The following is a 23,823-nucleotide window of genomic DNA, read 5'->3' as shown; positions in this document are numbered from 1 at the left end:
GGAGTAGGAAGCAATGACGCAATCACTCATCGAGCTGCGGAGCGCGACCAAGCGCTTCCCCGGCACCGGCGGTGGCATACACACCGCCGTGCGCAATTTGGACCTCGCGGTGCGTCCCGGCGAATTCGTCGCCGTCGTCGGCCCGACCGGATGCGGCAAATCCACCACGTTGTCGCTGGTGTCCGGCCTGGAGCCGGCCTCGGCAGGACGGACTCTGGTGCGCGGCAAGGACGTCGAGGGCATCCCGGACGGCATCGGTTACATGTTCCAGCAGGACGCGGTGCTGCCCTGGAAGAGCGTGCTGGACAACGTCGCGCTCGGCCCGCGGCTGCGCGGCGCGTCGCGCGCCGAGGCGCGCGCGAAGGCGTCGGGGTGGGTGCGCACGGTCGGTCTGGCCGGGTTCGAGAGCTACTACCCGCACCAGCTGTCCGGCGGCATGCGCAAGCGCGTGGCGCTGGCGCAGACGCTGGTCAACGAGCCGGAGATCCTGCTCATGGACGAGCCGTTCAGCGCGCTGGACGTGCAGACCCGTCAGCTCATGCAGGACGAGCTGCTGCGGGTCTGGGCAGGCACCAACGCGGCGGTCATCTTCGTCACGCACGATCTGGAGGAGGCGATCGTGCTCGCCGACCGGGTGGTCGTCATGACCGCGAGCCCGGCCACCGTCTGCGGGGACTTCACCGTCGGCTTGGCGCGGCCGCGCAGCGTCGAGGACGTCCGGCTGACGACCGAGTTCCGCGACATCTACAAGGAAATCTGGGAAACGTTGCGCGACCAGGTCGAGGCGGCCCGCGCGAAAGGAGCCTCCCGTGTCGCATGACGTGCTGGTGCCCGACACCGTGACCACGCCCGTGGTGGAGAACGAGACCGAAGAGCAGATCCTGGCCAGGGTGCGGACCGCCGCGCGGCGCGCACGGGTGCGCACCTGGGGCCTGCGTGCCGCGCTGGTGGCGCTGTGGCTGGGCGCTTGGGAGCTCACCGCCACGGTGTGGATCGACCCCTTCTTCTACTCCAAGCCGTCGCTGATCTGGGCGCGGCTGGTCGAATGGTTCACCGAGGGAACACAGTTCGGCTCGATCTGGCTGCAGATCTACACCACCGTGCAGGAGGCCGTGCTCGGCTTCGTGATCGGCACGGTGGCCGGCGTCGTGCTGGGCGTGTTGCTCGGCCGCAGCCGGTACTGGGCCGAAGTGCTCGCGCCGTTCATCAAGGCGCTCAACGCCGTGCCGCGCATCGTGCTGGCCTCGCTGTTCATCATCTGGTTCGGTCTCGGCCTGAGCTCGAAGGTCGCCACGGTGGTGGTGCTGGTGTTCTTCGCGGTGTTCTTCAACGCGTTCACCGGTGCGCGCGAGGTCGACGGCAATGTGATGAACAATGCCCGCATTCTCGGTGCGAGCCGCAGGCAAGTGCTGGTCTCGATCGTTCTGCCCAGCGCGACCACCTGGATCCTGTCCAGCCTGCACACCGCCTTCGGCTTCGCGCTGATCGGCGCCGTCGTGGGCGAATACGCGGGCGCCAGCAAAGGTTTGGGTCTGCTGATCAGCAACGCGCAGGGCACCTTCGACTCGGCGGGCATCTACGCGGGCATGATCATCATCACCGTGATCGCGTTGATCGCAGAGTGGGGGATCGGGATGGCGGAGAACCGGCTGCTGAAATGGCGTCCGTCGCAGGCGACCTCGAACCACGGGATCTGATCATGAGGTATCGCAAGCACTTGGCTCTGGTAGCCGTCGCGATCACGGCACTGTTGTCGGCCACCGGATGCCGGGACTCCCGCGCCATCCCGATGGCCGACGGCCGCCCGCAGATCACCATCATGGTGGGCGGGCTGGAGAAGGTCATCTATCTGCCCGCCGTGCTCACCCGGCAACTCGGCTTCTTCGAGGCCAACGACATCGACGTCCAGCTGCTCGGCGAGCAGTCCGGTGCCACCGCCGAAACCGCGTTGCTCACCGGCGATGTGCAGGGTGTGGTCGGGTTCTACGACCACACCATCGACCTGCAGGCCAAGGACCAGTGCATCCGCTCGGTGGTGCAGATGTCCGATGTGCCGGGCGAGGTGGAGCTGGTGTCGAAGGCGGACACGGACATCACCTCGGTCGCCGACCTGCGCGGCAGGAAGCTGGGCGTGACCTCGCTCGGTTCCTCGACCGACTTCCTGACCCAGGCGCTCACCGGCCAGGAGGGTATGACCACCGCCGATTACACCCGGGTGAAAGTCGGTGCCGGACAGACGTTCATCGCGGGCATGAATCACGACGGCATCGATGCGGGCATGACCACCGATCCGACCGTGGCGCAGATGGTGAATTCCGGCGAGGCGCGGATTCTGGTGGACATGCGCACCGAGGCGGGCACCCGCGCCGCACTCGGCGGACTGTACCCGGCGACGTCGCTGTACATGAACTGCGCGACGATCGACGCCCACCCGGACATCGTGCGCAAACTCGCCGCCGCGTTCGTGCAGACGCTGCGATGGATCCAGACGCACACGCCCGAGGAGATCGCCGAGAAGATGCCGCCGCAGTACGCGAGCGCGGGCAAGGACCTCTACGTCCAGTCGATCCGCGACTCCATCGGCATGTTCAACGGCGACGGGTTGATGAAACCCGAAGGCGCGCAGAACGTGCTGGACATCCTCGGCAAGTACTCGAAGAACGTGCGTCCCGTGCGCGATCGCATCGACCTGTCCGAGACCTACACCACGAAGTTCGTGGAGGAGGCATTGCGCGCGCCGCGACAGTAGCGCGCGAGCAGTCGCCACGTCCGAGCCGCCCGGGGCCCAGATGCTCCCGGGCGGCTCACGGCCGGATGCGGCTGGTGTGCTGCCCGGCCGGATCAGCAGGTGACCGGACCAATGGTGGGGACCGGTGCGTGCGGGGTCGACCCGCCGCATCAGACGGTGGGCGGGGAAGCGCCCGTCGCGGGGGCGCGAGCAAGGCGGCACGGCTTCTCAGCTGTGGAGACACCGCACCATAGACCGACATGAGAGGTGCTCCCAATAGCTGTTGTACGCCAGGGCAACCGAGGTGCGCGTGCATCATCTGATCGGGTCGGTCGGGCTGGTGTGCTTCCTGCTGCTGGCCTGGTTGCCCAGCACCGACCGCCGCGCCGCCGCCGGACGGCTGCCGCGAATCGCTGTCCTGCTGATCGTGCAAGTCGCGCTGGGTTTCCTCCTGCTGAAAACCGGGATCGGGGCGACGGTGATCCGCGCGGTCAGCGACACCTTCGCCCACATCCTCGGCTACGCCGCCCAGGGGACGGGTTTCGTCTTCGGCGACCTGCCCAGCGTCGGCAGCAGCGGACCCGCATTCCTGTTCGCGGTGCTGATGCCGATCGTGCTCGTCTCCGCCTTGATCGGCATCTTGCAGCACCTGCGGGTGCTGCCGTGGATCATCAAGTGCCTCGGCCTGCTGCTGGCGTGGGTGAGCGGCTTCGGCAAGATCGAATCCTTCAACGCCGTCGCCTCCGCCATCCTCGGTCAATCCGAGGTGTTCATCTCGCTGCGCGCCATGCTCGACGACATCCCGCCGCAGCGCATGTACACCCTGGCGGCCTCGGCGATGTCGACGGTCTCCGCGGGCATCCTCGGCGCCTACATGCTGCTCATCGACCCGAAGTACGTGATCGCGGCCATCATGCTGAACATGCTGGGCGCCTTCGTGGTGTGCTCGTTGATCAACCCCTACACGGTCACTGCCGCCGACGATGCCCGACTGCTCGGCGAGGAGATCGCCGACAGCCGCAAACCGCAATCGTTCTTCGAGATGCTCACCGAGTACATCCTGGTGGGTTTCAAGGTCGCCTTCACCGTCGCGGCCATGCTGATCGGATTCATCGCTCTGCTGGCCATGATCAACGGAATCTTCGCCGCGCTGTTCCACGGCACCACATTCCAGGACGTGATGGGGCACGTCTTCGCACCCGGCGCGTGGCTGACCGGCGTCCCATGGGACGAGGCGGCGGCCGCGGGCCGATTCATGGGCACCAAGCTGGTCTCCAACGAGGTGGTCGCCATGCAGGAACTGAACAGCGACAAGGCCGGACTGTCCGAGCGCACCGTCGCGATCGTGTCCACCTACCTGGTGTCGTTCGCGAACTTCTCCACCATCGCCATCGTCACCGGCGCCGTTCGCAGCCTCAGCGAAAAACAGGGCACCGTCATCGCCCGCAACGGCCTCCGCCTGCTCTACGGCGCCACCTTGGTCAGCTTCTTGTCCGCCACCATCGTCGGTCTCCTGACGTAGTGCCGACAGCGGTCGAGTGCGGGATGTTCTCCTCGCCGGTGGCGTGCCGGACCGGCTTGCGAACTCCGCGACCCACGCGCCGGCTACTTGGTGTACACCTGCTGATACCGCAGCTGGCACTCGTTGAGGTACTGGCATCGCCGGAGTTTCGTCTTCGGTGCCGGGGAGCCATCCACCATGTCGTACATCGGGACGTATGCGCGCTCGTATGAGCTTGCGAAGGTAACGAATCGAAATGGCTTTCCGCCGTCGTCGATCGTCAGTGAGCGGCCGTCCGCGAACCCGACGTCCACCACGAATCTGCAGTCGCATTCTCGCGCTCGGACTTCTATCTCGAATGCCAGCGTCTCGTTCAGTGCGAGGGTAACCGCATGTGTTTTCAGGTAATCGAGCTCGGTGAATCGGCCGAACTCGTCCAACGCCTTCGCCTCGACCACATCACTGGAGTCCAAGTCGAATCCCATTGTCAATGCTTCCGTCGCGCCCTGTGGAAAGAACGGGACGATAGTCCCCGATGGCGGCCGGTTTCTCTCCAGTATTCTGGCGGTGATGCTGGAGATCTGGACCGGCGTGTAGTTCTGTCCGGTCAGCTTGTAGTAGAGCGAACCTTCGCTGTACCCCGAAGAGAATTTCGGTTCATGAGAATGCGTCATGAGTTGTCCCAGCGGCACCCCGTCAGGGACGAAATTCTGCATGTTCGACCTGTCCAGGGTCACTCCATCCAGGTCGATGACGCTCGGTGCAGCCAGCGACGCAGGACCGCCCGGTGGGCCGCTCACGCCCTCCACTCGAACCGGAGGTGTGGCGCGGTCTCGTTCCTCGCGGTCGGCGTCGAGTGCGTGCTGGGCGGATACGGCGCGATCCGGCAGCAGTAGATATATTGTGACGGCTGCCGACACGGATATGATGATCAGCAGGGCTGTGCCGATCACGACGAGCGATCTTTTGCGTTCGGTCCAGAAATTGTTCTGGACATTTCTTTCGCCGATTTGAATCGGGAGCTGATTTTTCACCGGAACCTCTGGTCAGCGCTTCGCGCCAGCGGATCGTGCCCGGCCCGTCGAAGAGTTGGCCGCGGTCAGTGGAAGGTATTGTTCTGCGTGTTGTTGTCGCCCAGCTGTACGCCCTTGGCGTGGCGCAGGTCGATATGATGCCGGGCCCGATCGGTTTCCGCGGTGGGCAATGCCCGCAGCAGCTGGGCCGCCAGGGCCTGCAACTGGCTGTCGTCCACTCCTCCCGCCCGGACCACTGCGGCTTCCAAGGCCGCGACGTCGCTGCCGGGCGATGTTTCGTTGGCTTCCAACGCGGCCCTCGCCTGTGCGTCCGCATCGCCGCGGCTGATGCGGCGCCGGATCGCCCGATACGCGTCCCGCACCGTCTCCGACGCCGCGTCTTGTCCGCCTGCTGCCGCGCCCGCGATCAACGCGGTCACGATCACCGTGAACGGATCCACCCCGCCCCCTTCGTCGTATGTCGCCGAATCTGTTGTGCGTCAATGCTACTGAGAATGCCGCGTCAACAAGGGTGGATCGGCGGACCCACCTTTCTGTCGTTGCGCTCCCGCGCCTTCGTTGTCCGCATGTCCGGATCTGTGGGTTACGTGTCCTTGCGGACTCGTTCCGGCGGCTCGAGACTGGGTTCATGAAGGCAAGCGGGGACGTCGTTGTCGCGGTATCGGACGGAGTGCTGATGCTCGACGTCGCCGGACCGGTGCAGGTGCTGCACTGGGCCGGGCGCCGGATTCGCTTCGCTTCACCCGACGGAACTCCGGTGCGCACCGACGTCGGCGTGCCGCTCGGTGTCGACGGTGCGCTGGGCGAGCTGGGCGGCTCGGTCGACACGCTGCTGGTGCCAGGATATCCGCCGGAGGACGACGTTCCGGCCGCGCTGGTGGACGCGGTGCGCGCGGTCGGCGGCGCGGCGCGGCAGGTGGCCTCGGTGTGCACCGGCGCGTTCGTACTGGCCGAGGCCGGGTTGCTGGACGGGCGGCGCGCCACCACGCATTGGCTGGCGTGTGCCGCGCTGGCCCAGCGGTTTCCGCTCGTCCGGGTCGACGCCGACGCCATCTATCTGCGCGACGGCCCGATCATCACCTCGGCGGGCGTCACCGCGGGCATAGATATGGCACTGGCGCTGGTGGAGGAGGAGCACGGCGCCGAACTCGCGCGCTCGCTGGCGAAACATCTCGTCGTGTTCCTGCACCGGCCCGGCGGCCAGTCGCAGTTCAGCGTGCGCACGAGCATTCCGACCCCGCGTACCGACGGTCTGCGCCAGGTGGTCGACGCGGTGGTCGCCGACCTGTGCGCCGACCACAGCCTGGCGGCCATGGCCGCCCGCGCCGCGCTGAGCGAACGCCATCTCAGCCGCCTGTTCCGGCAGGAGATCGGCATGACGCCGGGGCGTTACGTCAAGCAGGCCCGGCTGGAAGCAGCACAGGCGTTGCTCGAATCCGGCGACGAGCCGATGACGGCGGTCGCCCGGCGCAGCGGATTCGGCTCCGAGGAGACGATGCGCCGCACCTTCCTCGACCTGCTCGGCACCTCGCCGAGCGACTACCGCAGGCGCTTCCGCGCGCCCGCGAGCTGATCGCACCCTTCCCTCACCAGGAGTACGACCATGTCCATGTCTCGTCGTGCCGCGCTGGGCGCGGGCATCGCCGCGAGCGCTTACGTCGTCGCAGCGAAACATGCTGTGGCACAGAATATTTCACTGAACTTCCCAGCTACGCCGTTGGCGGACAGAGCGAACCGACTCATGGCCGCCGAACTCTCCCCGATGCTGCGCAACCACAGCGTGCGCGGCTTCCTCTTCGGACGTGCGGTCGCCGAGGGGCAGGGCCTGCGGCCCGGAGCCGACTACGACGAGGAGACCATGTATCTCATCTGCGCATTGCACGACATCGGCTTGGCCGACAGCGCGGGCGGCGAGCAGAGGTTCGAGATCGACGGCGCCGATCGCGCCGCGCGATTCCTCGAGGACAACGGCGTGACCGACACCAGGGTGGACGCGATCTGGGACGCCATCGCCGCGCACACCTCCGGTTTCACCGACTCGCCGGTCTGGCGCCGGCGCAGGCCACCGGAGACCTGGATCGCGGTGGACGGGATCGGCGTCGACGTGGGCGGTGGGCCCGCCGACCTGCCGCCCGGCTTCGCCGACCTGGTGCACGCCGCGTATCCGCGCCTGGGCGGTAGCCGCGCGCTCGGCGCGGCGATCGAAGCCCAAGCCCTGGCTGATCCGCGGAAGGCGCCGCCTGCGAGCCTTGCCGGTGCGATCATCCGGCAGCGCCACCCCGAACTACCGACGCACACCTGGGACGCGATCGTGGCGATGAGCGGCTGGGGCGATTGACGGTTCAGCCGTCGGCTTCCTCGGTCGCCCGCAGTTCGGCCTTCCACTCGCGGAAGCCTTCCTCGGTGCGGCCGCGACGCCAGTACCCGGAGATCGAGGCCGCCCACTCGGCGGGGACACCGCGATCCTTACGGACATAGCGGCGCAGATCCTGCATGACCGACTTGGCTTCACCGTGGATGAACACCTGGACCTGGCCAGGTGCCCACGGTGCCGCGCGGACGGTTTCGGCGAGTAATTCGCCCGGCGGCCGGACCCCACGGTGCAACCAGGTCAGCTCGATGCCGTCCGGCTGCTTCACGGGCAGCTCGTCGTCCGGACCGGCGACTTCGATGAACGCCAGGCCGGTCGCTTCGGCGGGCAGGGCCTCGAGTGCCGCGGCGATGGCGGGCAGCGCCGCCTCGTCACCGGCCAGCAGATGCCAGTCGGCGTCCGGGCGCGGAGCGTAGGCGCCGCCGGGACCGTACAGGTCGATGGTCGCGCCCGGCGCAACCTCCGCGGCCCATGGTCCGGCGATGCCCTCCGCGCCGTGGAAGACGAAATCCACCGCGATCTCCTCGGCGAGCGGGTCCACCGATCGAACGGTGTAAGTGCGCAGGACCTCGTTCCCGTCCTGCGGGAAGATGAACTTCACATAGGAGTCGGTGAACTCGCTGGGCCGGAACGCGGCGAAGCCGGGGCCGCCGAGGTGTACCCGGATCAGGTGTGGCGTCAGCCATTCGGTGCGCTGCACCGTGAGGGTGGTGCGAGGACGTGCCAAGAGAACCTCCGATGAGACTAATTAGGATTACCTTACTTACCCTACCTGTGTTCGGCTCGAGCTGCGGGCAACCGCTGACGGCGCGGCGCCCTGACGAGAAGATGACCACCATGACGCAGTCCGTGCCCACACCGACCCACGCCGTGCAGCAGCGTTACCGCGACCCGCGACCGGTCGAACCCGCGCAGTGGAACCAAGTCCTGCAGGTGCTGCACGAGCACCGCTCGGTGCGCCGCTACCTGTCCGACCCGGTGCCCGACGCCACCCTGCGCCTGCTGATCTCCGCGGCCCAGTCCGCGCCGACGTCGTCGAATCTGCAGGTCTGGAGCGTCATCGCGGTCCGTGACCCGCAGCGCAAGGCGCGTCTGGCCGCGCTGGCCGGCGATCAGGCCCACATCGTGCAGGCGCCGGTGCTGCTGGTCTGGACGGCCGATTTCGCCCGCCTGCGTCAGCTCGCCGCCGACCGGAGCGCGCCGCTGGAGGGCGCGGACTACCTCGAGTCGAGCTACGTCGGATTCATCGACGCCGCGCTCGCGGCGCAGAACGCGGTCGTGGCGGCGGAATCGCTCGGACTCGGCACCGTCTACATCGGTGCGCTGCGCAACAAGCCGGAAGAGGTCGCCGCCGAACTCGGCCTGCCGCCGCAGGTGTTCGCCGTCTTCGGCTTGGTGGTCGGCCATCCCGACCCCGCCGAGGACGCGCGGGTGAAGCCGCGCCTGCCGCAGGAAGCCGTTCTGCATCGGGAGACCTACGACCTCGCCGCGCAACGGGCGCACGTGGCCGAGTACGAGACCCGGATCGCGGAATTCTATGCCGAGCAACAGCTCTCGCATTCCTGGACCGAGCGTGTGCTGGCCAGGCTGGCCTCGGCGGCGGCACTCAACGGCAGGCACCGGCTGCGCGAGGCGCTGACCGACCACGGCTTCCGGCTGCACTGACCCGCGGCCTCAGGCCGCGACCTTCTCGGTGAGCAGTTCGAACGATCGGGCGCGGTCGTCGATGTCGTAGACCAGCGTGTTGATCATCAGCTCGTCGGCCTGGGTGCGGTGCAGCAGGTCGGCGAGCTGCGCGCGCACCGTTTCCGGCGAGCCGAGCAGCTGCCCGGCCCGGCGCTGCCGGATGAAGGCGCGCTCGTGCTCGGACGGGCGGAACGCGGCCGCGTCCTCCGGCGTGGCCAAGGCTTGCGGCGTGCCGCGCACCAGGTTCAGGAAGGCCAGGTCACGGGGACCGGCGAGGGTCTCGGCGCGCTCGTCGGTGTCGGCGCAGATCGCCGCGACCGCCAGCATCGCGTGCGGGCGCTCCAGGCGTTCGGAGGGCCGGAAGTGCTCGCGGTAGAGTGCCAGCGCGGGCTCGGTGTTGTCGGGGCTGATGTGATGCGCGAAGGCGAACGGCAGTCCGAGCACCGCGGCGACCTGGGCGCTGTAGCCGCTGGAACCCAGCAGCCAGATCTCCGGTTCCTCGCCGCGCCCCGGCGTCGCGGCGATGCCGCCGGGATCGGACCCGCGGAAGTAGCCGAGCAGCGCGGCCAGCTCCTGCGGGAACGACTCCGCCGACAGGCCGTCGGCGGTCCGCCGCAGCGCGCGGGCGGTCGCCTGGTCGGTGCCGGGCGCGCGTCCGATGCCCAGGTCGATCCGTCCGGGATGCAGTGCGTGCAGGGTGCCGAACTGCTCGGCGACCACGAGCGGTGCGTGGTTGGGCAGCATCACACCGCCGGAGCCGACCCGGATGGTGGAGGTGGCGGCGGCCAGGTGGGCCAGCAGCACGCTCGGCGCCGAACTGGCGATGCCGGGCATGTTGTGGTGTTCGGCCACCCAGAAGCGGTGGTAGCCCAAAGCCTCGGTGCGCCTGGCCAATTCGGTGGTCGCGTCGAGCCCCTCGCCGACGGTGCGGCCGGACTGGACCGGCGCGAGATCCAGTACGGACAGCGGGACGTCGATCATCTATCTCCTCCAGAGTGCCGATCTCCAGTCCCAACGCCCGGCGTCCCCGGTGTATTTCGCCGGTCGCCTCAGCCGCGCGCGATCGCGCGGAACACCTCGATGATCTCCTGCTCGTCCTGGGTGGTCCCGTGGTCGCTGAGCTTGACGATGACGGTGCCGCTGGGCGGGTCGACATAGACGTACTGGCCGTATACGCCAACCGCGGTGAGGTCGGCGCCGTCCCCACCGGTCGGGTGCCACCACTGCGCGCTATAGGGCCAGTCGCCCACCCGGTGCGGGGCCGGGGTGCGGATGCGTTCGATCCATTCGGGCGGCACGATCTGCGCGTCGCCCACGCGGCCAGCGTCCAGCACCAGCTGGCCGATCTTGGCGAAGTCGCGGGCCGTCGCGTTCAGGCAGCAGAACCCTTTCTCCTGGCCGCCGGCGTGATCGAGATTCCACAGCGCGTCGTCCTCGGCGCCGATCGGGGCCCAGATGTCGCGCTCCAACAGCGCACCCAGCGGCAAGCCCTCGACTCGCGCCAGGACCATGCCCAGCAGTTGGGTGTCGATGCTGCGGTATTCACCCGCGCTGCCCGGCGGGAACCGCAGGCCGTGGTGGTCCCGGGCGAATCCGGCGAGATCCTCGGTGAGATACATCCGTGCGGTGCCGGTCAGCGGCATGTACTTGTTGTAGTTCTCCGAGACGTCGACACCGGAGGCCATGTCCAGCAGGTCGCGGATGGTGACGGTGTCGTACGCGCCGCCGGTGGTCAGCTCGGGCAGGATCTGTACCAGGCGGTCGTGTTCGCCGAGTTTTCCCGCGGCGACGGCTCGGCCGATCAGCAGTGACACGATCGATTTCACCACCGACCAGGAGGACTGGCGGGTGGTCGCCGTGACGCCGTCGCGGTACCACTCGTGCGTGCGCGCCCCGCCGCGTAAGACCAGGAACGAATTTGTGTGCGTGGTGACGAGGAAATCGGTGATCGAGACGTGCGAGCCCTTCCAGGGCACCCGGTCGGGCAGCGGCTGCGGTGTGATCGGCAGGGGACGCGGGGTGGGGGAGGCGGCCACCGTCCGGCTCTCGAACAGCGCGCCTTGCGCGGAGGGCGGGTCGGTCATGAGGCGCAGCAGCGTCGGCGGCGACGGGATGCGCAGGACCGCCGTCGTCGCGAACGCCGCACCGGCCAGGACGGCCACGATCGCGATCAGGACAACGGTGGTGCGGATCGCGTAGCGCACCGCTCGTGAGCGCCCGGCGGGCATTTCGGTCATGACACGTGCTTTCGGTAGGGACCCGATGATGGCATGCCGGAACGCCCATCCGATAGGTGTGCGGGTGGCCTCGGCGAGTGGCCCGGGGACGACGCGTCTCACCGGGGCGGTAGCGTGACGAGCTGATCCAGGCCGGACGCGCGATGATCCGACGTCGTGTGTTCGGCGCACCGGCCGGCGACCGGCGTCCGCGCGTCGCCGCCCAGCGAGGGGAAGGACCGCAGTATGACAGCCTCCGACCGTCACCTTCAGGACGCCGGACCGTCGGCTCCGGCGGACAGCGGCGACTCGGAAGGCTATGCCCGGAGCCTGAGCCCGCGCACCATTCAGATGATCGCCATCGGCGGCGCGATCGGCACCGGTCTGTTCTACGGCGCGGGCGGCGCGATCGAGCAAGCGGGCCCCGGCCTCATCCTGGCCTACCTGGCGGCGGGCCTGGCTATCTTCGTGATCATGCGGGCGCTCGGCGAACTGCTGACCTACCGGCCGATCTCGGGCAGCTTCGCCGAGTACGCGCACGAATTCCTCGGTCGCTTCGCCGGTTTCGTCACCGGATGGTCGTACTGGGCGGTGTGGGTGGCCACCTGCATGGCCGAGATCACCGTGGCGGGCAAGTACGTGCAGTACTGGTTCGACATCCCGGCGTGGATCACCGCGCTGGTCGTGCTCGCGGTGATGTTCGCCGCCAACCTGATCTCGGTGCGGCTGTTCGGTGAGGGCGAGTTCTGGTTCTCCGCCATCAAGGTGACCGCGATCATCGGCATGATCCTGCTCGGCATCGGCGTGCTGCTGATCGGGTTCGGTCACGCGCCGAATCCCACGGTCACCAATCTGTGGGCCGACGGCGGCGTTTTCCCCAACGGACTCGGTCAGTCACTGCTGGTGCTGCAGATCGTGCTGTTCGCCTATGTGGGCGTGGAATTGGTCGGCGTCACCGCCGGGGAGGCGCGCGAGCCCCGCACGACTCTGCGCAAGGCGATCAACACGCTTCCGTTCCGGATCGGCCTGTTCTACGTCGGCGCGCTCGTGGTGATCATGTCCGTGTCCAGTTGGCGCAATTTCCACGCGGGCAAGAGCCCGTTCGTGGAGGTTTTCCAGCAGATCGGCATTCCCGGCGCGGCGGGCATCGTGAATTTCGTGCTGCTGACCGCGGCGCTGTCGTCGTGCAACTCGGGGATCTACTCGACCGGCCGGATGCTGCGCACCTTGTCGCTGCGCGGCGAGGCGCCCGCCCGGCTGACCCGGCTGAGCGCGAACGCGGTGCCCTGGGTCGGGATCACCGCGTCGGCGGCGGCGATGGTGATCGGCGTGGTCGTCAACGTCATCTCCCCGGACAAGGCCTTCGCCTACATCACCTCGGTGTCGACCATCGGAATCATCTTCGTCTGGGGTGTCATCCTGGTCTGCCACCTGCTCTACCGCGCCAAGGTCGCCCGGGGTGAACTCCCCGCGAGCGACTACCGGCTGCCCGCCGCGCCGTACACGACCGTCCTCGCGCTGGCCTTCCTGGGCCTGGTGGTCGTGCTGCTGCTGTTCACCGACAGCGGGCGCACGGCGATCGTCGTCGGGGTGGTGTGGGCGGTGCTGGTGTCGGCCGGGTACTTCGCGCTGAACAAACTCGGCAGGCCCGGCACGGTGAACGACTCCGCCATCAGCACGGTGAACGACTCCGCCATCAGGTGATGGGCGGTTCCCGCTAGGCGGCGAGGAAGAGCGCGGCGGCGCCGACCGCCTCCACCACGCCGTAGAACCAGGTGGGATAGAAAGCCGCGCGCTCATCGAGCGCGGCGGACACCACCCGGCCGAGGGCCATGCCCGCCAGCGCCGCGCCGACGGCGACCATGATTCCGCCGCGCAGCGATCCGAGGTCGGCGGCGGCCGCCGCGAGGACGGCGGCCATCGCCACGCCGAAGCCGCCGTAGACGGCGCGCACTTCGTAGCGGGCGCTCGGTTCGGTGAGTTGGACGCCGAAGGGCCGGATCAGCGCGGCGGGCGCCGCGAGCGCGTACGCACCCATGCCCAGGAAGAACACGCCGACGATCCCGCATACGGCCTGTGCCACTGCGACCTCCAAGTTCCGGTTCGGATGGGAAGCCCCAGCTTGCGCTACGCCCGGTACCGGACGCTTCCGAAAACCCGCTGTCTCCGGTCGTGTCGTTCGATGCACCGGACTCGGCGGCATCCGCCGGCCCGGTGCCGTAGCCGGGATGCCGGCGCCGCAACTGGGCGGGTTCGGGTCAGTCGGTCGCCGCCCGCCGCGGCATCATGGCCGCGGCGAGGACCATGACGACGGCCATCGCCGCGATCGCGACGAAGACCAGATGTATCGCCGAGGCCAGCGCCGCGGGCAGCGGGTGATCGGTGTGACCGACCCGCGCGTTCACGATCGCGCCGAATACCGCCACGCCCACCGCGCTGCCGATCGAGCGCGCGAACATGTTCGCGGAAGTGACCACGCCCCGCTCGGTCCATTCGGCGCTGGTCTGCGCCGCGATCAGGGTCGGAGTGGCGACCAAGCCCATGCCGATGCCGATCACGAAGCACGAGGCGGCGATCTGCCACAGCGCCGAGTGCTGCGCGATCAGCAGTGTGCTCGCGGCGCCGATCGCGGCCAGACCGCTACCGAGCAGGGCGGTCGCGCGAAAGCCGAAGCGCAGGTAAACCTTTCCCGCCTGGGAGGCGGCCAGCGGCCAGCCCAGCGTGAGCGCGCCGACCGTCAGGCCCGCGACCAGCGCGCCGGTGCCCAGGACCCCCTGGGTGAAGGTCGGCACGTAGGAGGTCGCTCCGACCAGGATGGCGCCGATCAGCACCGACACCAGGCTGCTGGCGATCACCACGCGGCGGGTGAACACCCACAGCGGCAGGATCGGATTCCGCGCCCTGCGTTCGATCAGTCCGAACAGCACCAGCAGCGCCACGCCGCCTGCGAAGATCCCGATGCTGACCGGCGAGGACCATGCCCACGCCTGGCCGCCCTCGAGCAGTCCGAGGATCACCGCGCCCGCTCCGACCGCCAGCAGTGCCGCGCCCAGGTAGTCGACGCTCTGTCTGCGCCGTGGGGCGCTCTCGGTGAAACTGCGGACCAGCATCCATCCGGCCAGCGCGCAGAGCGGAAGGTTGACCAGAAAGATCCAGCGCCAGCTGACGTACTCGGCGAACAAGCCGCCCAGCAGCGGACCCGCCACACTCGACATGGCCCACACGCTGGCCAGATAGCCCTGCACCCTGGCGCGCTCCGACAGCGTGTACAGGTCGCCCGCGATGGTCATCGTCATCGGCTGGATCGCTCCGGCGCCGATGCCCTGCACGGCGCGGAAGACGATCAGCCCGAGCATGCTGGTCGCGACGCCGCACAGCAGCGAACCCAGCGCGAACATCGCGATGCCGAAGAGGATCACGGGTTTGCGGCCGACGGTGTCGGCGAGCTTGCCGTAGATCGGTACCGTCACCGCCTGCGCGAGCAGATAGATGGAGAACAACCACGGGAACTGCGCGAAGCCGCCGAGACTGTCGGTGATGGTGAGCACCGCCGTGGCGATGACCGTCGAATCGAGCGCGACCAGCGCGGTCGCCAGCATCAGCGAGCCGAGCACGGCGCCGCGCTCGGATCGCAGCCCCACCGGCGCCGCCGCAGTCTCGGTCGCCACGGCGGCCCCTCTCGTTCGCTTGTCTAACCAACTCGAACGACGGTATCCGCTCCCTCACTATTCCCGCATGGAAATATTTCGGCGCATCGGCTCTGCCGTATCCCGCAGTGGCCGGCGCGCCGGGTCAGTGGGGCAGATCCGCCCCGGTGGGCGGCGGTTGCGCCGCGAGGACGGCGAGTTCCTCGTCGGTGAGCAGCCGGGAGCGGATGAGGAAGCGCACGCCTTCGGGTGCTTCCAGCGAGAATCCGCTGCCTCGGCCGGGTACCACGTCGACGGTGAGGTGGGTGTGGCGCCAGTAGTCGTACTGGTCGGCGCTCATCCAGAACGGGGTGTCCGCCGCCAGGTGCCCGAGCAGCACGTCCGACGCGCCGACCCGGAACTCGCCGCGCGGGTAGCACATCGGCGAGCTTCCGTCGCAGCAGCCGCCGGACTGGTGGAACATGACCGGGCCGTGCTGGGCGATCAGCCGGTGCAGCAGTACCTCCGCTGCTCCGGTGAGCTCGACGCGATGGACCGGACCGCTCATCAGAAGAATCCGAGCTTGTCCGGCGAGTAGCTGACCAGCAGGTTCTTGGTCTGCTGGTAGTGGTCGAGCATCATCCGGTGGTTCTCGCGCCCGATGCCGGACTTCTTGTACCCGCCGAACGCCGCGTGCGCGGGGTAGGCGTGGTAGCAGTTGGTCCAGACCCGGCCCGCCTTGATCTGACGGCCCAATCGGTAGGCGGCGTTGATGTCGCGGGTCCACACTCCGGCGCCGAGTCCGTAGAGGGTGTCGTTGGCGATCTTCAGCGCCTCATCGATGGAGTCGAAGGTGGCCACCGACACGACCGGCCCGAAGATCTCCTCCTGGAAGATGCGCATGTCGTTGCGGCCGGAGAAGATCGTCGGCTCGACGTAGAAGCCGTCGGGGAACTCCTGCACCTTGCGCGGACCGCCGCCGGTGAGCACCTCGGCGCCTTCCTGGCGGCCGATGTCGATGTAGGACAGGATCTTCTCGTACTGGTCGTTGCTGGCCTGGGCGCCGATCATGGTGGCCTCGTCGAGCGGGTTACCGCTGCGGATGGCTTTCGTGCGTTCGATGCACCGGGCGATGAACTCGTCGTAGATCGAGGAGTGGATCAGCGCGCGAGACGGACAGGTGCACACCTCGCCCTGATTGAGCGCGAACATCACGAAGCCTTCCACGGCCTTGTCGAGGAAGGCGTCGTCGGCGGCCATGATGTCGGGCAGGAAGATGTTCGGGCTCTTGCCGCCCAGCTCGAGGGTGACCGGGATGATGTTCTCGCTGGCGTATTGCATGATCAGCCTGCCGGTGGTGGTCTCGCCGGTGAAGGCGACCTTGGCCACGCGCGGGCTGGCGGCCAGTGGCTTGCCCGCCTCTACGCCGAAGCCGTTGACCACGTTGAGAACTCCGGGCGGCAGCAGATCGGCGATCAGTTCGACGACCTTCAGGATCGAGGCGGGGGTCTGCTCGGCGGGCTTGAGCACCACCGCGTTACCTGCGGCCAGAGCGGGCGCGAGCTTCCAAGTCGCCATCAGGATCGGGAAGTTCCACGGAATGATCTGCCCGACGACGCCGAGCGGCTCGTGAAAGTGGTAGGCGATGGTGTCGGCGTCGATCTCGCTGATGCCGCCCTCCTGGGCGCGGACCGCGCCGGCGAAGTAGCGGAAGTGATCGACCGCCAGCGGCAGGTCGGCGGCCAGCGTTTCCCGGACCGGCTTGCCGTTCTCCCAGGTTTCGGCGACCGCGAGCGCCTCGAGGTTGTCCTCGATCCGATCGGCGATCTTGTTGAGGATGTTGGCTCGTTCCGTCGTCGACGTCGCGCCCCACGCGTCGGCCGCCTGGTGCGCGGCGTCCAAGGCGAGTTCGATGTCGGCGGCCGACGAGCGCGCCACCTCGCAGAAGGTCTGTCCGTCCACCGGGGACGGATTCTCGAAGTAGCGGCCCTCGACCGGGGCGGTCCACGCACCGCCGATGAAATTGTCGTAGCGCGTGGCGAATTCGACGACGCTGCCCTCGGCTCCCGGCTTCGCGTAGCTCATGACGGGTAACTCCTCGCTGGTTGCGGACGTGATGCGCACGGCGGATCGACCGTGACGCGGGTCACTATGCCGGGCGAGGGTTGACGAAACGTTGAGGCGCGCGGTGGCCCCGGCGCGACCACCGAACGCGCGAAGGAGACTTCAGTCGCGCAGCGCGCCGTGCAGTCGGGCGGCCGCGAGTGCGCGGCGAGCGTCGCCCGCGGGGAGCAGGCGCAGCGCGTGCTCGTGCACCTCGACGTCGTACGGTGCGCGCTCGCCGTAGCGCAGCGCGTGCTCGACGTTCCGGCTGGTCAGAACCGCGGTGCGCACGCCGACTGCCAGATACTCGCGCCACTGCACGATCCCCGGCGTGTCCGAGCCGGGCAGCAGCGGCCCGCGATACAGCTCGACCGCCGTGGCGGTGTCGCCCGCCTCGAGTGCGGCGAGCACGTCCACGGCGTCGCAGGACAGTGGGCTCACCAGCTGATAGACCCGGCTGGTGATGTCGCCGCCGGTGGCGCGGCGCAGGTGGGACATCTCCGACTTGAGCGTGCTCGTGCCGACCGGCCGGTCGCCGTACACCGCGAAGTGCAGGCGTTCATGGGTGAAGCCCTCGGGCTCCAGCGCCAGCAGAGCCAGGATCTCCAGTTGCCTCGGACGCAAGCGAACAGGAGCGCCGTCGCGGACCAAGCGGCCCGCGCCGAGACAGGTCAGCCGGACTCCTGGCGCGGCCATGCCGTGGTGCAGCTTGGCTTCGATGGCGCTGACCAGGGTACGGGCGGTGGACATGGCCAGCGGGTGGGCGCGGTCCCAGGTGGTGGACAGGTCCAGCACGCCGATCTGGCGACCGCCCGCGCCGCGGATCGGCGCGCAGTAGCAGACCCAGCCGTGCAGGGCGGCGACCAGATGTTCGGCCGAGAAGACGGTGTGCGGGCGTTCGGTGCGCAGCGCCAGCGACAGCGCGTTCGTGCCCATGTGCGCCTCGTCCCAGCGACCGCCCGGTGCGAAGTTCACCTGTTCGGCCCGGCGACGCATCACCGGACCACCGTGCGACCAGAGAATGGTCCCGGTCTCGTCGGTGATCGCCGCGACGTAGCCCGCGCCCTCGGTGATGTCGCGCAACTGGTCGGTCAGCTCGGATACCGGTGTGCGCAAGGGGGATTCGGCCCAGCGGGCGGACACGTCGGCTTCGGCGAGGGGCGCGTGGTCGCACGCCGGATCGACAGTGCGCAGCGACCGCAGCCACGATTGCGCGACCTCGCTGCGCAGCGTGGAGTCACCCTGTGGTGCTCCGGTGGGTATCCATCGGGACCACTCTTGTTCCAGTGCAGCGCGTTGCTGTGAGAGGGAACTGCGCTGTGCCATCTCGCGGATCCTGTGTCTTCGCTCCGAGCGTCTCCGTGCCTCCCCATCATGCCCCAGGGCGCGGCCGGGTAGGTCGTTTCGGCCCGCCGTCCACGAGGGTGGACGACTCGCGGTGGAGCCGACGGTCGGATCGCCGCGTCCCCCTCGGTCGAGTGCCGCACCAAGCGAGCACGCGCCCAGGGAATCCCGGCGGTGCGACCGGCGAGCGGTGTGCGGTCGTCCATCGGCGGCCGCACACCGGACCGGCCGTTACGGCGTGGAGAACCCGATCAGCGCACCGATGCCCGCCCCGATCGGAACGGTGACCAGCGCGCCGACCCCGCCGAGGAAGAAGCCGATCACGGCGCCGATCCCCGCGCCGATGAGTGCGCCGATGCCCGCGTTGTACTGCTTGCGGGCCAGCGTCTCGTCCTCACCGACGAACTGGGTGAGGCGCTCGGTCGCCGCGGGCGCGTTCACCGGCGTCACCGTGAGGGTGCGGCCTGCGTCGGTGATCGCGGGCGCCAGACCGTGCGTCGCGCCCGCCGCCTGGAAGGCCAGGGGCAGGGTCGCGATGACCTGTCCCGTGCCGCTGCGCAGCTCGACCGCCCTGGCGTCGGCGGTCAACGCGAAGGTGCCCGCGTCGAGGGTGGTGACCACCCCGGTGCCGTCGGTGGCGGGCGTCGAGGTGAACCCGATGCCCTGCTCGACGCCGTGCACGCTGACCTGCGCGGGCGCGGTGGGCTGGGCGTGCGCGACGCCCGTCGCAATTCCGGTGGCTCCGACCGCGAGTAGGGCGGTGGCGGCGAATCTGTTGACTCTCATCGTATTTCCCCACATAGTCGTGTCGGCCACGAGTGCCGACGAATCCCCAAGATGCCGGTTCTCGGCCCCACCATTCTGGCCGCAGGGCTTTGCCGAAGCAATCGTTCTGCGAATTTCACGGAAAATCGGTGGCGGTAGCGGGAACCGGACGGATGCGAATTATCAACGGGCAACATCTGTTTCACCCGACTATACGTCCAGGTTGCAGAATGTGTGCTGATTCGCACAGGGGCACTGTGGAATTCGACCGGATGAACAGGCAAATACCCCGAAGCGCCCGGGCGGGAAATGAGAGTGAGGGGAGTTTCGTCGGCCGAGTGCTGCGAAAGTGCTGGGGTTCCCGCGACGCGGGTGGACGAGCGGGCGAGATGTCCTCCGCTCGTGGGGTGTCCCGGCGTGGGCGCGCAATTCGAGGCCGCCACGGTGTTGCGGGGCCATGGGCTGTCCGATGTCGCCGGGACTGTTTCGTCTCGGCGGCAGGTGACCTCCGGATCCGCGCTGTGCGCTGGCGCGCACGCGATCGCCGTGTCCTGGCGCGGAGCCGGAGGTCAGCTGGCCGACCGTCCGGAGGTCCTCAGAGCGCGCTTCCGGTGCCCGGCAGCATCCAGACGATGCCGGGCCAGATGCCCAGCGGGCTGCCCCAGAAGCCGTACGGATTGCCCCAGAGGCCGTAGCCGCCGTAGCCGCCCCATCCGCCATAACCGCCCCAGCCGCCGTAACCGCCGTGGCCGTGCCTGCCCCACCCGCCGTGGCGGTGCCAGCCGCCGTGGATCTCCTCGGCCTGACTCGTCTGCGCGACGGTCGGCTGCTGCGCCATCGCGGGCGCCGCGACAGCGGCGACGGGTGTGAGTGCGAGCGCGGCGACCATCGCCACGCGGACAACGGCACGCCGGGCGCGCCCGGTCTCGAGGTCGTGGATCATCGGTACTTCCTCACTTCGGTACGTCTTCGTCCGGTCGGTGACCGATTCGGAGGCCATCGACCAATTTCACCATTGCATATCGTACCGTTGAATAACGGCACGTTCAATGTGGTGCGACCGTGCGAGAATCGCGGGCCGCCGCGCGGGGCTCGTCCTCGGCGGCCGCCCTCGGTACCGTCGACTCATGGCTACCAGTGCCGATGTGCTGACCGACGCTTTCGAGCGGATCAAAGAAGTGGTGCACGAAGCCGTCGAGGGAGCGGCGGACGACGACCTCGTCTATCGCGCCGATCCGGGCGCCAACTCGATCGCGTGGCTGATCTGGCACCTGACCCGGGTGCAGGACGATCACCTCGCGGACGTGGCCGGTGCCGAGCAGATCTGGACCGCGCAGGGATGGTACGACCGGTTCGGCCTGCCCGTCGACAAGTCGGCGACCGGCTACGGCGACGGCGCCGCCGACGTGGCGGTGATCCGCGCACCCGCCGAGTTGCTCACCGGCTACTTCGACGCGGTGCACGAGCAGACACTGCGTTTCGTCCGGGCACTCGGCGACGGCGACCTGGACCGCGTCGTCGACCCCGGCTGGGACCCGCCGGTCACCCTCGGGGTGCGACTGGTCAGCGTGATCTCCGATGATCTGCAGCACGCGGGTCAAGCCGCGTTCTTGCGCGGGGTGGTCGAGCGAACGAGATGACCGGCACCGGGAAGCGGGCATCGCGTGCGGGCGCCGCGCCGTGACGTAAGTTGATGCCGCGCATCCGCAATCTTCACAGAGAGTGCCGCCGTGGTTGAGACTGTTCTCGTCGGAATCGCCGTGCTCGTTCTCGTCGGAATCGTCGTCTTCGCGGTGGTGGGCGCCCACCGGTACGTATGGCGGCGACTCGTGCGAGACACGACCATCGCGGAGTCCCGCGCGCGACGAATCGGCACCGCTGTCGTGGTGACGGGGCCGCTGCTGCTGCTGGGCGCGACGGTGGCCGAGCTGCTGTCCGCTCCGTTCACGGTGGTGCGGATCATCGCCTGGCCCGGCTACCTGTGGGGCGCGTTGTTCGTGTACCTGCTGCTGGCGCTGCTGGTCGGCGAACCGATCCGGTACCTGGCGCTGCGCCGGTTCGCTCGCGAAAGCCCGGTGAGCGAACCCGCGGTCGCCGCGGTCGCGCACGAAACCGCTCCCGCGCCGAAACCTTCACCGCAGCAGGACGATCCGGTCGAGGAGGCCGGATCCGCGGGCACCGCACTGCCGCGCCGCGTCTTCGTCTCCCGCGTGGTGAGCGGAGCCGCCGTCGCCGCCGCGGCGACCACGGTCGGCCTCGGCGCTCACGGCGTCCTGAACGGACCCACCGTCAAGCACGTCACCGTGCCGCTGGCGAAATTGCCGCGCGGAGCCGACGGCTTCCGGATCGCGGTGGTCAGCGATGTCCATCTGGGACCGATCCTGGGGCGCGGTTTCGCCGAACGGGTGGTCCGGACGGTCAACGACACCCAACCCGATCTCATCGCGGTGGTCGGCGACCTGGTGGACGGCAGCGTCGAACACCTCCGCTCGGCTGTCGAGCCGCTGGCAAGCCTGCGCGCGCGGCACGGCGCGTTCTTCGTCACCGGCAACCATGAGTACTTCTCCGGCGCGGAGCAGTGGATCGAGCATGTCCAGGAACTCGGCATGCACCTGCTCGCGAATACCCGCACCGAGCTGCCCGGATTCGACCTGGCGGGCGTGAACGACGTGCAGGGCGAACGAACCGGGCATGGCCCGGACTTCGGCAAGGCGCTCGGCGACCGCGACCGGTCACGCACCGCCGTGCTGCTGGCGCACCAGCCGGTTCTGATCGACGACGCGGTGGCGCACGGCGTGGATCTCCAGCTGTCCGGCCACACCCACGGCGGCCAGATCTGGCCCGGCAATTACCTTGCGGGTTTGGCGAACCCGACCGTCGCCGGGTTGGAGCGGTACGGCGATACCCAGCTGTACGTGTCCAGGGGAGCCGGAGCGTGGGGTCCGCCGGTGCGAGTGGGCGCACCATCGGACATCACCGTCGTGGAACTCGCGTCGCTCCAGGCTTGATTCCGGCCGCTATCCGAACAGTCCGCCCAGCACACCACCGCTCTGGCCGGCTTCCTGTCCGCCGCCGGTGCCCCCGAGGAAGCCGCCCGGCGGCAGCTCCGACGGCTGCACGATGACGAATCCGCGTCCGGAGAACGACAGCGTCATCCCCTCGCCGGTGCTGCGGCCCATCAGCCGGCCCAGCCCGAAGGAATCGTTGCGTTTGATGCCGGTTTGCAGGCTCGACGACCAAGCCACCGCCGCCTGCGGGTCGGCGTAGGTCGGCTGGTCGACATCGAGCACCACCGGCGTGCCGTGCGTGGTGATGGCGATGCGGCCGCGGCCGGTGAAGACGCAGTTGAACAAGCCGGCGTTGCTGGCGAATCCGGCGGCGCCCTGCACCATCCGGATGTCGTAGCGCAACGAGGAATCGAAGGCGAGCACGTTGGCGCCGTTGATGGTGAGGCCGTCGGTGCCGTCCAGGTCTATGGTGTGCACGTCGGCGGCGCCGTTGGCGACGAACAGGTCGCCACGGCCGGACACCTTCATCAGCGGAACGCCTTCACCGGTCAGCCGCTGCTGGATCGCCCGGCCGATCCCGCCCGCACCGAGCGCCTGGAACTGCAGATCGCCCTGGTAGGCGACCATCGATCCGGCACGGGCCATGACCTCGCCGTTCACGGCCACCTTGATCATCTTGCCGCCCTGCTTCTGGATGCCCGCGCCGCTGACTTCGGCGTGGCTGGGGGCGAACAGTTCGCTCTGCATCGGCAGCGCTCCTTGCTGAGGTGAGTGCATCGGTGGTGGTGGCGGCGGCGCGGCGGCCGGTGCGGAATAGGCCGGTTGCGGTGGCTGGGCGGGCGGTGGCGGGGGCTGGTATGCCGGGGGAGGCGCAGGGTGGTATGCCGGGGGAGGCGCAGGTCGATGCGCGGGTGGGGAGGACGGCGCGGGCGACGGAGCCGGTTCGTCATCGATGTTCACGCCGAAAGCCGTTGCGATACCGGCCAATCCGTTGTCGTAACCCTGACCGACCGCGCGCACCTTCCAGCCACCGCCACGGCGATAGATCTCCACGCACACCACGGCGGTCTCGGTGCTGAGCCCGGTCATCGGGAAGGCCAGCGTGCCGGAGGGGGACGCGATGCTCGCGCGCAGCGAGCCCGCGGCCGCGAAGGTGCGCGGACCGTTGCCGTCCAGGCTCGCCGTGACGACGACGCGGTCCACGTCGCCGGGCAGCGCGCCGGTCTGGATGTCCACCACGTCACCGGCGCCCTGGCCGTGCCGATAGGTGACGCCCGGCGCGACCGGTTGGTTGAAGAACACGAAATCGGCGTCGGAGCGCACCCGCCCCGCCGAGTTCAGCAGCAGCGCCGAGACGTCGACCGGAGCCGAGCAGGTGACGGTCACGGTCAGCCGGTCGCCGGGCACGGAGCGGTTCTCACCGCGAGCGAGGTCGGTCACG

At 68.8% G+C, this 23,823-nt stretch carries 23 protein-coding genes; 10 read left to right on the top strand and 13 right to left on the bottom strand.

Annotation, left to right across the window (positions count from 1 at the left end):
- Positions 1-13 precede the first annotated feature (13 nt).
- From LTT66_RS36935 to LTT66_RS36920, 4 genes are all read left to right on the top strand, one after another.
- Positions 14-820, top strand: a complete 807-nt coding sequence (locus tag LTT66_RS36935; protein ID WP_233063068.1) for an ABC transporter ATP-binding protein — start codon at positions 14-16, stop codon at positions 818-820.
- Positions 810-1,697 (top strand): ABC transporter permease, encoded by an 888-nt coding sequence (locus tag LTT66_RS36930; protein WP_195035199.1) that lies wholly within the window; start codon positions 810-812, stop codon positions 1,695-1,697. The genes LTT66_RS36935 and LTT66_RS36930 overlap by 11 nt, the downstream gene beginning before the upstream one ends.
- 2 nt (positions 1,698-1,699) lie before the next feature.
- A complete protein-coding gene (locus tag LTT66_RS36925) occupies positions 1,700-2,749 on the top strand; it encodes an ABC transporter substrate-binding protein (protein ID WP_233063067.1) in 1,050 nt (349 codons plus the stop codon).
- A gap of 262 nt (positions 2,750-3,011) precedes the next feature.
- Entirely contained in the window at positions 3,012-4,250 is a 1,239-nt protein-coding gene (locus LTT66_RS36920; RefSeq protein ID WP_220135432.1) for a NupC/NupG family nucleoside CNT transporter, read from the top strand.
- A gap of 83 nt (positions 4,251-4,333) precedes the next feature.
- Here LTT66_RS36920 and LTT66_RS36915 read toward each other — a convergent pair whose 3' ends face one another.
- Together LTT66_RS36915 and LTT66_RS36910 are read right to left on the bottom strand one after the other, a co-directional pair.
- Positions 4,334-5,263, bottom strand: coding sequence for a hypothetical protein (locus LTT66_RS36915; protein WP_233063066.1), 930 nt, complete (start codon positions 5,261-5,263; stop codon positions 4,334-4,336).
- A 65-nt stretch (positions 5,264-5,328) separates the two neighbouring features.
- Complete coding sequence (locus LTT66_RS36910) at positions 5,329-5,703, bottom strand: hypothetical protein (RefSeq protein WP_195067933.1); 375 nt, start codon at positions 5,701-5,703, stop codon at positions 5,329-5,331.
- A 188-nt stretch (positions 5,704-5,891) separates the two neighbouring features.
- On the opposite strand from LTT66_RS36910, the gene LTT66_RS36905 reads away from it, so the two are divergent.
- Together LTT66_RS36905 and LTT66_RS36900 are read left to right on the top strand one after the other, a co-directional pair.
- Positions 5,892-6,836 carry a GlxA family transcriptional regulator gene (locus LTT66_RS36905; RefSeq protein WP_195067932.1) on the top strand — a complete coding sequence of 315 codons (945 nt, stop codon included), beginning with the start codon at positions 5,892-5,894 and terminating at the stop codon, positions 6,834-6,836.
- A 30-nt stretch (positions 6,837-6,866) separates the two neighbouring features.
- The gene (locus LTT66_RS36900) at positions 6,867-7,601 is read left to right on the top strand and encodes an HD domain-containing protein (RefSeq protein ID WP_233063065.1); all 735 of its coding nucleotides are present in this window, start codon (positions 6,867-6,869) and stop codon (positions 7,599-7,601) included.
- Between the two features lie 4 nt (positions 7,602-7,605).
- On the opposite strand, the gene LTT66_RS36895 is transcribed toward LTT66_RS36900, so the two are convergent.
- Complete coding sequence (locus LTT66_RS36895) at positions 7,606-8,361, bottom strand: siderophore-interacting protein (protein ID WP_233063064.1); 756 nt, start codon at positions 8,359-8,361, stop codon at positions 7,606-7,608.
- A 110-nt stretch (positions 8,362-8,471) separates the two neighbouring features.
- Here LTT66_RS36895 and LTT66_RS36890 point away from each other — a divergent pair, with 110 nt between their 5' ends.
- Entirely contained in the window at positions 8,472-9,299 is an 828-nt protein-coding gene (locus LTT66_RS36890; RefSeq protein ID WP_233063063.1) for an NADPH-dependent oxidoreductase, read from the top strand.
- Positions 9,300-9,308: 9 nt separating this feature from the next.
- Here LTT66_RS36890 and LTT66_RS36885 read toward each other — a convergent pair whose 3' ends face one another.
- A complete protein-coding gene (locus LTT66_RS36885; protein WP_195067928.1) occupies positions 9,309-10,301 on the bottom strand; it encodes an LLM class flavin-dependent oxidoreductase in 993 nt (330 codons plus the stop codon).
- Positions 10,302-10,369: 68 nt separating this feature from the next.
- A complete protein-coding gene (locus LTT66_RS36880) occupies positions 10,370-11,557 on the bottom strand; it encodes a serine hydrolase domain-containing protein (RefSeq protein WP_233063062.1) in 1,188 nt (395 codons plus the stop codon).
- Positions 11,558-11,782: 225 nt separating this feature from the next.
- Between LTT66_RS36880 and LTT66_RS36875 the strand changes: the two genes are divergently transcribed.
- Complete coding sequence (locus tag LTT66_RS36875; RefSeq protein ID WP_233063061.1) at positions 11,783-13,240, top strand: amino acid permease; 1,458 nt, start codon at positions 11,783-11,785, stop codon at positions 13,238-13,240.
- Between the two features lie 13 nt (positions 13,241-13,253).
- Here LTT66_RS36875 and LTT66_RS36870 read toward each other — a convergent pair whose 3' ends face one another.
- The 7 genes from LTT66_RS36870 to LTT66_RS36840 all read right to left on the bottom strand — a co-directional run bounded on the left by LTT66_RS36870 (position 13,254) and on the right by LTT66_RS36840 (position 20,317).
- Positions 13,254-13,619, bottom strand: a complete 366-nt coding sequence (locus LTT66_RS36870; RefSeq protein WP_233063060.1) for a DUF4345 family protein — start codon at positions 13,617-13,619, stop codon at positions 13,254-13,256.
- A gap of 175 nt (positions 13,620-13,794) precedes the next feature.
- A complete protein-coding gene (locus tag LTT66_RS36865) occupies positions 13,795-15,204 on the bottom strand; it encodes an MDR family MFS transporter (RefSeq protein ID WP_233063059.1) in 1,410 nt (469 codons plus the stop codon).
- 124 nt (positions 15,205-15,328) lie between these two features.
- On the bottom strand, positions 15,329-15,730 hold the full coding sequence (locus tag LTT66_RS36860) for a DUF779 domain-containing protein (RefSeq protein ID WP_233063058.1): 402 nt from the start codon (positions 15,728-15,730) through the stop codon (positions 15,329-15,331).
- Positions 15,730-17,247 (bottom strand): acetaldehyde dehydrogenase ExaC, encoded by a 1,518-nt coding sequence (gene exaC / locus LTT66_RS36855; protein WP_233063057.1) that lies wholly within the window; start codon positions 17,245-17,247, stop codon positions 15,730-15,732. Before exaC ends, LTT66_RS36860 begins: the two co-directional genes overlap by 1 nt.
- A gap of 141 nt (positions 17,248-17,388) precedes the next feature.
- Positions 17,389-18,591, bottom strand: a complete 1,203-nt coding sequence (locus LTT66_RS36850) for a sigma-54-dependent transcriptional regulator family protein (RefSeq protein WP_233063056.1) — start codon at positions 18,589-18,591, stop codon at positions 17,389-17,391.
- A gap of 249 nt (positions 18,592-18,840) precedes the next feature.
- Entirely contained in the window at positions 18,841-19,395 is a 555-nt protein-coding gene (locus LTT66_RS36845; RefSeq protein ID WP_233063055.1) for a hypothetical protein, read from the bottom strand.
- Between the two features lie 574 nt (positions 19,396-19,969).
- Positions 19,970-20,317, bottom strand: a complete 348-nt coding sequence (locus tag LTT66_RS36840) for a hypothetical protein (RefSeq protein ID WP_195067920.1) — start codon at positions 20,315-20,317, stop codon at positions 19,970-19,972.
- 184 nt (positions 20,318-20,501) lie between these two features.
- Here LTT66_RS36840 and LTT66_RS36835 point away from each other — a divergent pair, with 184 nt between their 5' ends.
- Entirely contained in the window at positions 20,502-21,014 is a 513-nt protein-coding gene (locus LTT66_RS36835; RefSeq protein WP_233063054.1) for a mycothiol transferase, read from the top strand.
- Between the two features lie 90 nt (positions 21,015-21,104).
- On the top strand, positions 21,105-22,382 hold the full coding sequence (locus LTT66_RS36830; RefSeq protein WP_233063053.1) for a metallophosphoesterase: 1,278 nt from the start codon (positions 21,105-21,107) through the stop codon (positions 22,380-22,382).
- Positions 22,383-22,391: 9 nt separating this feature from the next.
- Here the strand turns inward: LTT66_RS36830 and LTT66_RS36825 are convergent, their stop codons facing one another.
- Positions 22,392-23,822, bottom strand: a complete 1,431-nt coding sequence (locus LTT66_RS36825; protein ID WP_233063052.1) for an AIM24 family protein — start codon at positions 23,820-23,822, stop codon at positions 22,392-22,394.
- Position 23,823 lies beyond the last annotated feature (1 nt).

This window comes from Nocardia gipuzkoensis (assembly GCF_021183645.1).
Lineage (GTDB): Bacteria > Actinomycetota > Actinomycetes > Mycobacteriales > Mycobacteriaceae > Nocardia > Nocardia abscessus.
Note: the sequence above shows the minus strand (reverse complement) of the source record. Positions and strands in the feature narration are given on the sequence as shown.